Here is an 11,956-nt window from a genome sequence, read left to right as displayed (position 1 = left end):
GGACAAGGGGCATGCTTGGACGTTCCAAGCATGCCCCTAGCCGCCGGTCCGTTCCTCCAGGCGGCTGCCGTGCGGCACCGTCACGGACATGATGTCGCTGGGGGCGTCCAGGACGATGCGGTGCCACCGCCCGCGCGGCACGATCACCGCGGACCCGGGCGCGAGGCGGACCTCCTCCTCCGCGTCCGCCGGGCGCTCAGGGCGCAAACACAGGCGTATCCCGCCAGTGAGACAGGACACGATCTCGTCCGCGTCGGCGTGCACCTCCCAGTGGTCGGCGTGCACGTCCGCGTCGGTCTCCACGTGGAAGGTCATCAGCTGCCAGCCCTCCCGCTCGGGGTCGAACACCGGGTCCACGGCACTGACGCCGCCGCCCGGGCGGAGGTGGAGGAACGAGGCGAAGAGGTCGATCGGGGTGACGGTCATGGCGAGATGTCCTTCCTGAGGCGTGTCGCGGTGACGTGAGGGGCGGGTCAGTACGGGTCCGTACGTCTCATCCGGCCAGCGCGCGGCGTAGGGCCCCGCCGAGTTCGGCGATCTGCCGCTGGGACACCTCGGCGGACAAGATGGCCTGGGAGCCGTGGAACGTGCCCGCCCACTGGTGCAGTTCGACCGACACCCCCGACCGCAGCAGGCGCAGCGCGTAGTCGATGCCCTCGTCGCGGTTCGGGCAGTACTCCGCGGTGGCGACATAGGCGGGCGGCAGGCCGGACAGGTCGTCGGCGCGCGCCGGGGCCGCGTAGGAGTCGGCGGTCGCGGAGCCCAGGTAGTGCAGCCACATCGCGGTGATCTTCTCGCGCGTCATCCAGGGCGTGTCCGTGAACCGGCGCCCCGACCACGTCTCCTGGCGGTCGTCGACGGCGGGCTGGTTGAGCAGCTGGAAGCGGATCGGCGGCCCCTGCTCGGCGCGCGCCCGCAACGCCGCGGCGGCCGCGAGCCCCGCGCCGCAGCTGTGCCCCCCGACCGCGATGAGCCCGGGGTCGACGCCGAGTTCGGCCGCGTGCTCGGCGGTCCAGGCAAGCACGGCGCAGACGTCGTCCAGGGCCGCGGGGAAGGGGTTCTCGGGGGAGAGGCGGTAGGCCACCGAGATCACCACGGCGCCGGAGCCCTCCGCGAGCCGCGCGGCCCACGGGTGCTCGGTGTCGAGGTCGCCCATGACGAAGGCGCCGCCGTGCATCCAGACGACGGCGCCCCGCGCCCCGCGCGGCCGGTAGATCCGCACCGCCACCTCCGGGGCGGCGGGGACCGTGCGGTCCTCGATCTCCATGCCCGAGGTGTCGGGGGCCGGGATCGCGGCGGACAGCTCGGCCAAGGTCTTGCGCTGGGCGACGGGGTCGGTCAGGTCGGCTCGGGGGAACAGCGGGACGAAGGGTTCGAGTTCGGGATCCATGCCGGTCATCCTGACCGCCGTCGGCCACCGGATCATCCGCCATCCGTCGCGCATCCTCCGGACTCCGCGCGCCGAACGGCGCCTATCCTCCTGCCATGGAGGCACTGGCTGAACGTCTTTCGCGACTGGACTCCCACGTCGAGGGCGCGATCCGCGTCGTGATGTTCTACGACACGCTCATGCGCCGCCGCGTGGACCTGCCCGCCCTCGCCCGGGCCTCGGCCGGGCTCGCCGAGTGCGTGGTGGGGATCAGGCTGCACGGCACGGGGCGAGCGATCCGCATCGGGCCCGACGGTGCGGCGGCGCCCGCCGCGGCGGCCCCCGCGTCCAGCACGCTGCCGGTCACGCTCGACGCGGAGGAGATCGGCACGGTGTGGCTGGAGCGGCCAGGGCCGCCCCGCACGCTCGACGAGGTGGTCCTCGACCGGCTCGCCATCGCCGCCGCGGCGGTCGTCGAACGCTACGGCCCGGCGCGCACCACCCTGGCCGACCCGGCCCTCGTCGAACTCGTCGTGAGCCCCGACAGCGACGAGGCCGCGCGGGCCCGCGCGCTGCGGCTCCTCGGGTTCGCCGCCGATGTTCCGGTGCGCGTCGCCGCCGTGCGGACACCGCTCCCGCTCGACCAGGTCGCCGCCCAGATCTGCCCGGGCCGCCCGGTGAAGGCGGCACCGCTCGCCGAGGTGGGTGTGATCCTGGCCACCACCATGAACGCGTCCCGGTTCCCGGACGGCGTGCGCGCGGGCATCGGCGCCGCCGACCGCCCCGACCTGTCCTGGCGCGAGGCCCGCACCGCCCTGCGCTTCGCCACCGCGCGCGAACCGGTCGTCCCCTACGCCGACTTGGGTGCCCTCGCGCTGCTCGCCCAGGTGCCCGAGGCCGCCGCGCGGGGCAACGTCGACGTGGCCGCGGTCGCGCGCCTCGCCGAAAGCCCCGAGGACCTGGAGACGCTGGACGCCTACTGCGCGACGGGGTCCCTGCGCCGGGCCGCCGAGCGGCTGCACCGGCACCACAGCAGCGTCGCCCGGCGCCTCGAACAGCTCGGCAAGGCCCTGGACTTCGAGCTCACCGAACCCGCCGGACTGCTCCGCGCCAGGCTCGCCCTCACCGCCTGGCGGCTCCTCGACGACTGAGGGCGCCGCCCGCCCGCACGGTCAACCGGCGGGATGAGGCTCAGGGGGCGCACACTACGGAGCGTGCGCCCCCTGGCAGTGAGCCCCCCGCGGAGCGGGCCGTATACGAAAGGGCCGTGACGGGCGGTCAAGAAATCCCGTCGGTACTTCCGGGTCTTCCTGCAACTTCCAGGGAATGTTTGCTGTGCCGTGGCCCAGGTGTTTCTTGGCCGGTGCATCGCAAGGGGCGCACATCTCGCACTCGAAGTTGAATGCGATCCCGGGTGTGACCCCCGGGCGATATTGAGAAGTTCAACACCGGGTTAAGCGCGAGGTGCGCGGTTCTGCTTCCCGGGGTCCAGGAGCGTCCCATGGCGTTCACGGACCGAACGCATCGTCACTGAGTGCATCCGGCGCCCGGGTGTGGAGAGATCATGTGCGGGTGCTCCCGCGCGCCCCAGTGTGGCGGTTGTCTGGTCAAAGGGTGTGCACAGGTTGACGCGAGCCTGGCGACAGTCTGCGCGTTTGGGGCCGCTCGCGCGGCACAAAGTGCCAGTTGGCCTGTGGCGTATGTCACTTGGGACGCTTGACCCTCGGTGGGAACGGCGCCGGAGAACCCCTCCCGTTGGGGTGAGTCGCACGGCGAGGTGGTGTCCGAAGGGGTTACTCGGTAGTTCGTGGTGTTAACTGGGCGATGGTCTGAGCCTTGGTGGGTCCAGGCCCTTTCTGGAGGCCTCGGGGTGGTTCCCCGGGGCCTCCTTGGTTTTGCCGGGCGTGCTTACCGGATGCCGGACGCCGGGCGGATGCCGGGAGCATGCATGAAGTGACGTATTCACTGCCGTGAATGCGCGAGTAATGCACTGTCATATTGATTTCGCTGGACGGTCCTTCTTGTATTCCTTCCCGAAGTGAGCTGCGGCGCGCCCCGATTCCCCATGAGCGGGGATTTCGAAGATTCATCGGTGCTGCTGAGGCGACTGGGCTTCGAAGTGATGACGGAGTAACGTTGCCGGCGCGTCACCAGGCCGCACTCGAGGTCTCACCAGCCGTCGACGGTGCGGAAGAAAGGGCGCTGGACCCACCACTCTCCGTTGCCGACCGAGAAGGAGCTCAGACCAGATGATCATCGCCGTCGTGTACGGCGTCGCTTCGTGCGCCACCCCGGTATCCTCGGCGCCCCGGCGCCCCCGGGCGTGTCTGACGCGCCGCCACTGTCCCGGCACCTTGGCCGCGTTCGCTCCGGCGCATGCCGGGGCCTGTTCGCGGCCGGGTGGGTAGGGCCATGGGCCAACCCACCCCGAGGGTCGACGCGTTCAACCCGACCGAGGTGCTGATGGGCCGTCAGCAGATGCCCGAGGGAAGCTTCCTCGACTACCTGGATCGCTCGCTGTGGCCGCTGTTCGTGCAGGAGTGGGGCCTGGACGCCCGCACCTACACCCAAGGCCAGACGTTGCCCATCGGCACGGACGACGAGTTGGTCTTCATCGTCCTGGGCGGCTGCGCCGTCCAGGAGCGCTTTCCCTTCGGCCGCGGTCCTGACGCGCCCGTGATCGCCCGCTTCCGCGGCGTCGGTCAGCTCCTCGGCGAGGCCAAGCTGATCGATCCGTCGTCGAGCGTGCAGACGGTCTGCCTCAGCACCACCTGGGTCATGCCGTGTCCGGTGGACCGGATGAACCTCCTCCTCAAGCGCCGCGGGCGCATCCAACTCGCCCTGCTGCAGAGCCTCGAGGCGCGCCACCGCAGCGACGAGGCGATCTACTGCACGACCAATCGCACCCCCCTGGAGCGCATCAGCGCCCTCCTCCTTCACCTCGCCACGATCGCGGGCACGAAGGAGCCCGGCGACGCGGGCCGGGTCACCATCACGGGCCCGCGCCAGCACGACCTGGCGAAGACGCTCCTCCTGGGCAAGTCGACCGTCGAGAGCGCCATCGCCACTCTGCGGAATCGCCACAAGGTCGTGGCGAGCAAGTACCGACAGCTCGTCGTCACGGACATGGACAAGCTCAGAAGCATCGTTTCACCCGCACGGCCGTCCTGACGGCGAGACGGCGGCCGACCGCCCGAGCGCGATCGCGGTCGGCCGCCACTTCCGACGCCTGAACTTTCCGACACCTGAACTTCTTGCAGCGTCGCACGCCCCGCGGGGGGAGGGGTGCGCGCGCTCCGACGAACGGGACGACCCCGATGACCATCAGCTCGACCACCCTGGCCTTCTCCACCGGGGCGGGATCCATGACCGTGGCCGCCATCAGCGGCGCGGTCATGGCCACCGTCACCATGCTCGGCATCCAGCACCACAAGCAGGTCTTCGCCTGGATGAAGCGGAGCCGCCGCGTCGACGACAGCTCCAAGGACCTCGACGACGCCGACAGTTACCTCAAGGAAGTCTTCGAGAAGGTGTGCGAGGTCGCGCAGAAGCCCTGCCGTGAGAACGACATGGCGTCCCTGGCCCGCCTGCGCGGACTCCTCAAGGGCGTCGCGAAGCAGATGGAGGCCATCAAGACCGAACTCGACGACGTCGTCGTCTACATCGAACGCTTTGAGGCGACGCGCCTGCCGTCCTTGACCGGAACGATGAGGATCGCGGTCGCCGAGCACCGCGCCCAGCTGGAGGGCGCGATGAAGCAGGAGCACACCCGCATGGAGCTCGAACAGGCGGTGAGCAGGGCGCAGCAGAAGATCCGGCTGCTGCGGAAGGTGTGAGGCGCGGGGGGGGGGGGGGGGGGGGGGGGGGGGGGAGGAACCCACCCCAAGAGGGGGGAGAGAGGGAGAGGAAATGACGCGCACACGAGACCACCCCCCCCCCCCCCACCCCCTCCCCCCCCCCCCCATCCCCCCTCCCCCCCTCCCCCCCCCCCCCCCCCCCCCCCCCCCCCCCCCCCCCCCCCCCCCCCCCCCCCCCCCCCAACACCCGGAGCGGGAAGGGGCGGGCCTGGGGCGCACCGCGAGGTTCCGCTGAGCGGAACGCGGGGCTGGCGGCCCCCACAGGGGCTCGGGGTAATGTGCCGGGGTGACAACGCATTCGAACACCCCTGCAGGCTGGTACCCGGACCCCAAGGGCGCCGCCCAGCTCCTCCGCTGGTGGGACGGCGCGCAGTGGACCGACCACACCAGCCCGGCCCAGCAGGGCACCGCGGCCCCGCAGGTCCCGACGCAGGCGGCCCCCGCGCAGCCGGCCCCCGCCCAGGCCGTCCAGGCGCAGGCCCCGTACGCCGCACCGCAGCAGGCCCCCGCGGCGGACCCGGCGAAGGTCCAGCGCCAGGTCCAGCAGCAGGCGGGCGTGGCGCCGACGGCCCAGGGCGGCGGCACGCTGTTCACCGAGCCGGTCCTGGTGGTGAACCAGAAGGCCAAGCTCATCGAGCTGACCAATGAGTACAAGGTCATGGACCAGTCGGGCAACCAGCTCGGCACGGTCACGCAGGTCGACCAGAGCGCCCTGAAGAAGGTCGCCCGCTTCGTCGCCAGCGTCGACCAGTTCATGACGCACAAGCTGGAGATCCGCGACGCCCACGGCACACCGCAGCTGCGCCTGACCCGCCCCCGCAAGTTCATGAAGTCGCGGGTCATCGTGGAGCGCCCGGACGGCCAGCCGGTCGGTGAGATCGTCCAGCAGAACGTCTTCGGGAAGATCAACTTCGCGATGGTCGTGAACGGCCAGCAGGTCGGCGCGATCAAGGCGGAGAACTGGCGCGCCTGGAACTTCTCGATCGTCGACCACACGGACAACGAGGTGGCCCGGATCACGAAGACCTGGGAGGGCCTCGCCAAGACGATGTTCACGACGGCGGACAACTACGTCCTCCAGATCCACTTCCAGCTTCCGGAGCCGCTCCTGAGCCTGGTCGTGGCGACGGCCCTGACGGTCGACACGGCGCTGAAGCAGGACTCGCGCGGGCTCGGCTGACGGACCGCGCTCCGGGGCCGCCGGGGCATGACGCGCGTAACGCACGAAGCGACCGCACACCCTCCGGGGAGTGCGGTCGCTTCGCGTTGCCGAGCCGTGCGGCACGGGCGCGCCGTGCGCTACGGGCGCCGGGCCGGGACCACCGCCCGCGCGGGCTCCGGCTGCCCGGGAATCGACGGCAGGTAGTCGGGGCCGGGGTCAGGGCCGGGGTCCGTACCGGGGACAGGCGCCGCCCGCGGCGACCGGCTCAGGAGCACCACCCCGTACGCGGCGAGCCCCGCGCCCGCCGCCGCGACGAACACCCCGCCGACGCCGCCCCGCAGCCGCTCCCCGAGCAGGGCGACGCCGATGGCGGACGCGGCCACCGGGTTGGCGAGGGTGACGACGGCCAGCGGGGCGCCGAGGCCGCCCCCGTACGCGGTCTGCGACAGGAAGAGACCGCCCACCGCGAAGGCCGCGACGAGCAGCGCGACCACCACGACCCGCGCGCTGAGCAGCGGCCCCGACGGGTCGGTCGCCGCCACCGTGACGGTCTGGGTGAGCGCGGATGCGACCCCCGAGGCGAAGCCGGACGCGGTCGCGTGCCGCAGCCCGGGGCGGGCGCCGGGCCGCGAGAGCAGGCCGATGGCGGCGGCCGTCACCGCGGCGACCGTCACGGCCTCCGGCAGCGACAGCGTGTCGTCGGGCGCCGGGCCCGTCGCGGTGAGCAGCAGCGCGCCCAGGCCGATCAGCGTCAGGCCGGTGCCCCGCCACTCCAGGCGCGTGACCCGCCGCCCGGCGAGCCGCGCGCCGAGCGGCACGGCGGCGACCAGCGTGAGCGCGCCGAGCGGCTGGACCAGGGTCAGCGGACCGTACTTGAGGGCCGCGACGTGCAGCAGCGCGGCACCGGCGTTGAGCCCGACGGACGACCACCACGCTCCGCTGCCGAGCAGCCCGAGCACGCGCGGGCCGGTGTGCGCGAGACGGGCGGCGAGCCGCTCCTGGGCGACCGCGGCGGCGGCGTAGGCGGCGGCCGAGACCAGGGACAGCGCGACGGCGAGCAGCGGGGCGCTCACCGCACGGCTCCGGAGCCGACGAGGTCCGGTGCGGGCGTGGGTGCGGCGGCCGCGGGCGGGGCGGTGGCCGCCGAACGGCGGACCACGCGGGAGGCGGCCGGGCGCGGGGGCCGGACCACGGCGAGCGCGATGCCGAGCAGCGCGGTGGCCACGAGGGCGTCGAGCCAGTAGTGGTTGGCGGTCCCGACGATCACAAGCAGCGTGACCAGCGGGTGCAGCAGCCACAGCCAGCGCAGCCGGGAGCGGGTCGCGACGATCAGCCCGATCGCCACCATCAGCGCCCACCCGAAGTGCAGCGACGGCATGGCCGCGAACTGGTTGGCCATGGTGTCGGCCGAGGGCTTCGCGGCGTACACCGAAGGGCCGTACACCCGCGCGGTGTCCACGAGGCCAGTCGCGTGCAGCAGGCGCGGCGGCGCCAGCGGGAAGGCGAGGTGCAGGGCGAGCGCGGCCGCGGTCACGGCGGCGAGGACGCGGCGCGCCCAGACGTAGTGGCGGGGCCGGCGCAGATACAGCCAGACCAGGAACAGCAGCGTCGCCGGGAAGTGCACGGTCGCGTAATAGGTGTTCGCGAGGCGCACCAGGCTCTCGCCGTGCAGCAGGAGGTCCTGCACGAGGCCCTCGCCCGGAAGGCGCAGGGTCCGCTCGGCGTCCCACACCCGGTGCGCGTTGCGGACCGCCTCGGCGGTGTGACCGGCCGCGAGCTGCCTGCCGAACTTGTAGAGGAGGAAGAGACCGGCGACGAGGAGGAGCTCGCGCACCAGGGGCGGCCTGGTACGGACGGCCGGGGCCGGGGTGCGGGTGCGCGCCCCCGGCGGTACGGCGGAGGTCCGCGCGGCGGCTGTCCGCGGGCCGCCGGACGGTATCTCCGGCTCCTGCGCGGCGGGCTCGGTGCGGGATTCTCGGGATGCCATGCCCCGGCCCCTTTACATGACGACTGGGTGGTGCGGTGATGTGCGCGTCGCTGTCGAACGCATCGATACGCCAGTGTACCGATACGGAGGCGTACCGGTACACTGGCGTATCGATAGGGTGGCCATGACGGGCCGCCGCACCGAGGGGAAAGAGCCATGACGTCGCGAGAACCGGAAGGTGAGCACGTGTGCGGGCAGCTGGCCGCGGCGCGCCGCTCCAAGATCACGCCAGCGCGTGAGCAGGAGTTCTACGACGCCGTGCTCGACCAGCTCCGCACGTGTGGGTACGAGTCCGTGACGATGGAGGGCGTCGCGGCGCGCACCCGCTGCAGCAAGTCCACGCTCTACCGGCAGTGGAAGACGAAGCCCCAGTTCGTCGCCGCCGCGCTGCGCGCCAACCGCTGTGTGCGCTTCGCGGGCATCGACACCGGCTCGGTCGCCGGGGACCTGCGCGCCGCCGCGCTCGCGGCGGCCGCGTGGAGCGAGCACGACACCATGATCGTGCAGGCGCTCAGCCACGCCGTCCAGCAGGACGAGGACCTGCGCAAGGCGCTGCGCGAGGCGCTGGTGGAGCCCGAGGTCGCGGCGATCGACGCGATCGTACGGCGCGGTGTGGCGCGCGGCGAGATCGCCGCGGGCCATCCGGCGGCGGAGTTCGTCGCCGCCCAGCTGATCGGCGTGGTGCGGGTGCGGCCGATGCTGGACGGCGAGAACGCGGACGCGGAGTATCTGACGCGGTTCGTGGACGCCGTGCTGCTGCCGGTCCTCGGCGTCACGGACGGCGGGGGCGGCGGGGGCGCCGCCGCGAGCGACTGAACGTGGGCCCGGGCCGTGGGATGACCGGACCGGGCCCGCCCGCGCCGCACCGTGGGGACGGGGGCGGCGCACCCGCCGCCGGGCGGGCCGAGCGAACTCGGCCCGCCCGGCGGCGTTTTCGTATGGCTTCGCAAGGCTTCGTGCGGCTTTGTGCGGCTCGTACGGTTTGCTTGGGGTGCTTGGGGTGCTTGGGGTGTGCCTGGTGTAAAGGGGCCTGCGGGGCCTGCCGGGCGTGCGGGGGAGCGGCGGTGTCGGTGCTACCGGACCCGTGCTCGGACCTGCTGCCCGTCGCCTCCGGCCCCGACTCCGCCGCGGGCCTTCTTGATGCCCTTGGTGATCTTGTCCATGGACGACACGGGCGGCGCGTCGTCGTGGTCGTCGATGCCGAAGCGGACGAGGACCATCGTCTTGTCGTCGGCGGGCGACTTGAAGGCCAGCGACTGGACGTACCCGTCGGAGCCCTTGCGCGTCACGGCCTTCCAGCGGACCAGATAGCCCTTCTGCCCGGCCACGGTCACCGCCTTCGAGGCGAGTTCCTTGTGCGACTTCAGGGAGCCGCCGTAGATCGGACCGGCGAACGATTGCTCGGCGTTCTTCTCGATGTCCGCCTTGGCCACGGCCTCCGGCGTGGAGCCCTTGAGCTTGAGCCGGGCCGCGGGCGCCGAGAAGGCGCCGCCGCGCACGCACTGCTTGGAGGCGTCACCGGGGCAGGCGTACTTGCCGGTGGTCACGCTCGCGCCGAGCACGCTCGACGTGCCCTCCCAGCCGTCGGGTACGGGCATGCTGATGCCGCTGGACGCGTCGGTCGCGTACCCCTTCTCCGTGGGCGGAGCCTTTGACGGGCCGGGCGCGGGCGACTCCGAGGGGCCCGGGCTCTCGCCCTCCGGCCCCGGCTTCGAAGGCGCCGAGGCGGACGGGGGCTTGGCGCTGTCCTTGTCGTTCCCACCGTCGTCATCGTCGTCGGCGGTCAGCGCGTAGACGCCGCCGCCTATGCCCGCGAGGACCACGAGGGCGACACCCACGGCGATGGCGGTGCGCATCCCGCGGCGGCGGGGGCCGGGCGGCTGCGGAGGGTAGGCGGGGAAGCCGACCGTGTCCCCGCCCGGCGCGCGGACGTGATCCGTCCAGGTGGTCCCGTCCCACCACCGCTCGGACGGCGGGGCGCCAGGAGTCTGCCCGGGGTCGGGATACCAGCCGGGAGGAGTCGCGTGCGTCATGGGCGTCAGCGTATGGGCACAGCCTGAAAGCCCGATGAGAGGGGTCCGCCGGATCCGGCCAACTCCCGTGGCATGGCTGACATTCACCCCGCTCGCACCGGAATGCCCGGGGGCGCCATGGGCCCGTCCCGGGCGGCTGCCGGTGTGCGTCGGCCTGGGCCGCCGCCCGTGTCCGTCTGCCGGGGCCGCCGCCCACGCCTGCCGCCGCCCCTGCGCCCCCCCGCACCGGCATCGGCGCTGCGCGCCTCGGCCTCAAGCGCCGGACGGGCTGAAACACTCGCCGCGACCGGCATGTTCCCCTTGTCCGCCGGGGCCCCGGCCGCGCTCAGGTCGTGGGCCGCGTGTCCACCACGAGCCGGGTCGGCGCGGTCTGACCGCTGGCGCCCCCGGCGAGGCCCGGCAGGCGCGGGCCCGTGCGTCCCGGGGTGATCGAACCCAGCACGCTGGGATGCCGCGCTCCGGTGCTGGCCGGGGCGGTGCCCGGCAGGCCGTGCGCCGTCAGGAAGCCGAGCACCGCGAAGGCGTACGCCTCCTTCGCCGTCGACGGCATCCCGAAGTCGTCGGAGCCGCGCACCGGCACCGCCGTGCCCAGATCGGCGCGGAGCATCGCCATCAGCGCGGGGTTGCGCACCCCGCCGCCCGAGGCGATCACCTCCGTCGCCCCGACCGCGCGGACGGCGTCGGCGACGGTCACCGCGGTCAGCCGCGTCAGCGTCGCGACGACGTCCTCGGCGGCGAGCGTCTCGAACCCCGCGAGCACCGCGCGCAGATACGCCGCGTGGAACAGCTCCTTGCCCGTCGTCTTCGGCGCGGGCAGCGCGTAGTACGGCTCCGCGAGCAGCCGGGCGAGCAGGTCATCGCGTACGGAGCCGCGCGCGGCGATCCCGCCGTCCACGTCGTACGCGAGGCGGTGCGCGCGGCCCTCCGGCGTCAGCTCCCGCACCGCCGCGTCGATCAGCGCGTTGGCCGGGCCGGTGTCGAAGGCGGTGCCGTCCGGGGCCGTGATGTTGGCGATGCCGCCCAGGTTCAGGGCCACCGGTGTGCCCGGCCTGCCGCGCAGCCACATCTGGTCGACGAGGCTCACCAGGGGCGCGCCCTGGCCGCCCGCGGCGACGTCGCGCGGGCGGAAGTCCGCGACCACCGGCAGGCCCGTGGCCTCCGCGATCCACGCGGGCTGCCCGATCTGGAGCGTGCCGCGCACCTGCCCCTCGGCCACCCAGTGGTACACGGTCTGCCCGTGCGAGGCCACCAACTCGGCCCGCCCCTCGCACAGTTCCCGGTCCGCCTCCACGGCCGCGGCGGCGAAGGCCTGGCCGATCAGCGTGTCGAGGCGGCAGACGTCGGCCAGGGTGGTGGCCGCCGGGGGCAGCGCGGCGGCCAGCGCCTCGCGCAGCGACTCGTCATAGCCCCGGCTGATGACGCCCAGCGGGGCCAGGACGAGGCGGTCGCCGTCGAGGGTGAGGTCGACGGCGCCGGCGTCGATGGCGTCGTGGGAGGTGCCGGACATGAGGCCGATTACGCGCACGGAGTCTCCTCTTGCAGTGGGCC

The 11,956-nt window shown here is 73.2% G+C and carries 11 protein-coding genes; 5 read left to right on the top strand and 6 right to left on the bottom strand.

Annotated elements, in window-relative coordinates; all coding sequences use genetic code 11:
• Positions 1-36: 36 nt before the first annotated feature.
• Both AC07A4_RS05385 and AC07A4_RS05380 read right to left on the bottom strand, forming a co-directional pair.
• Positions 37-426: a cupin domain-containing protein gene (locus tag AC07A4_RS05385; protein WP_478593280.1), complete on the bottom strand. Its 390-nt coding sequence runs from the start codon at positions 424-426 to the stop codon at positions 37-39.
• Positions 427-493: 67 nt separating this feature from the next.
• Positions 494-1,390: an alpha/beta hydrolase gene (locus tag AC07A4_RS05380; RefSeq protein WP_478593277.1), complete on the bottom strand. Its 897-nt coding sequence runs from the start codon at positions 1,388-1,390 to the stop codon at positions 494-496.
• 95 nt (positions 1,391-1,485) lie between these two features.
• Here AC07A4_RS05380 and AC07A4_RS05375 point away from each other — a divergent pair, with 95 nt between their 5' ends.
• The 4 genes from AC07A4_RS05375 (at position 1,486) to AC07A4_RS05360 (ending at position 6,406) form a co-directional block, all read left to right on the top strand.
• Complete coding sequence (locus tag AC07A4_RS05375; protein ID WP_478593275.1) at positions 1,486-2,520, top strand: helix-turn-helix domain-containing protein; 1,035 nt, start codon at positions 1,486-1,488, stop codon at positions 2,518-2,520.
• A gap of 1,261 nt (positions 2,521-3,781) precedes the next feature.
• Positions 3,782-4,540 carry a Crp/Fnr family transcriptional regulator gene (locus AC07A4_RS05370; protein WP_478593273.1) on the top strand — a complete coding sequence of 253 codons (759 nt, stop codon included), beginning with the start codon at positions 3,782-3,784 and terminating at the stop codon, positions 4,538-4,540.
• Between the two features lie 146 nt (positions 4,541-4,686).
• A complete protein-coding gene (locus AC07A4_RS05365) occupies positions 4,687-5,205 on the top strand; it encodes a hypothetical protein (protein WP_478593271.1) in 519 nt (172 codons plus the stop codon).
• 307 nt (positions 5,206-5,512) lie between these two features.
• On the top strand, positions 5,513-6,406 hold the full coding sequence (locus tag AC07A4_RS05360) for an LURP-one-related family protein (protein ID WP_478593268.1): 894 nt from the start codon (positions 5,513-5,515) through the stop codon (positions 6,404-6,406).
• A 119-nt stretch (positions 6,407-6,525) separates the two neighbouring features.
• Here AC07A4_RS05360 and AC07A4_RS05355 read toward each other — a convergent pair whose 3' ends face one another.
• Both AC07A4_RS05355 and AC07A4_RS05350 read right to left on the bottom strand, forming a co-directional pair.
• Positions 6,526-7,461, bottom strand: coding sequence for a DMT family transporter (locus tag AC07A4_RS05355; RefSeq protein WP_478593266.1), 936 nt, complete (start codon positions 7,459-7,461; stop codon positions 6,526-6,528).
• Positions 7,458-8,375: a phosphatase PAP2 family protein gene (locus AC07A4_RS05350; protein ID WP_478593263.1), complete on the bottom strand. Its 918-nt coding sequence runs from the start codon at positions 8,373-8,375 to the stop codon at positions 7,458-7,460. Before AC07A4_RS05350 ends, AC07A4_RS05355 begins: the two co-directional genes overlap by 4 nt.
• 156 nt (positions 8,376-8,531) lie before the next feature.
• On the opposite strand from AC07A4_RS05350, the gene AC07A4_RS05345 reads away from it, so the two are divergent.
• On the top strand, positions 8,532-9,191 hold the full coding sequence (locus tag AC07A4_RS05345; RefSeq protein WP_478593260.1) for a TetR/AcrR family transcriptional regulator: 660 nt from the start codon (positions 8,532-8,534) through the stop codon (positions 9,189-9,191).
• A 257-nt stretch (positions 9,192-9,448) separates the two neighbouring features.
• On the opposite strand, the gene AC07A4_RS05340 is transcribed toward AC07A4_RS05345, so the two are convergent.
• Together AC07A4_RS05340 and AC07A4_RS05335 are read right to left on the bottom strand one after the other, a co-directional pair.
• Positions 9,449-10,408, bottom strand: a complete 960-nt coding sequence (locus AC07A4_RS05340) for a DUF2510 domain-containing protein (protein WP_478593257.1) — start codon at positions 10,406-10,408, stop codon at positions 9,449-9,451.
• Positions 10,409-10,733: 325 nt separating this feature from the next.
• The gene (locus tag AC07A4_RS05335) at positions 10,734-11,933 is read right to left on the bottom strand and encodes an anhydro-N-acetylmuramic acid kinase (RefSeq protein WP_478593254.1); all 1,200 of its coding nucleotides are present in this window, start codon (positions 11,931-11,933) and stop codon (positions 10,734-10,736) included.
• Positions 11,934-11,956: the final 23 nt, after the last annotated feature.

The sequence above is a fragment of the Streptomyces sp. NPDC043996 genome (genome assembly GCF_056435225.1).
The sequence above is the reverse complement of the archived record's forward strand: the minus strand, read 5'-3'. Positions and strand labels throughout refer to the sequence as shown.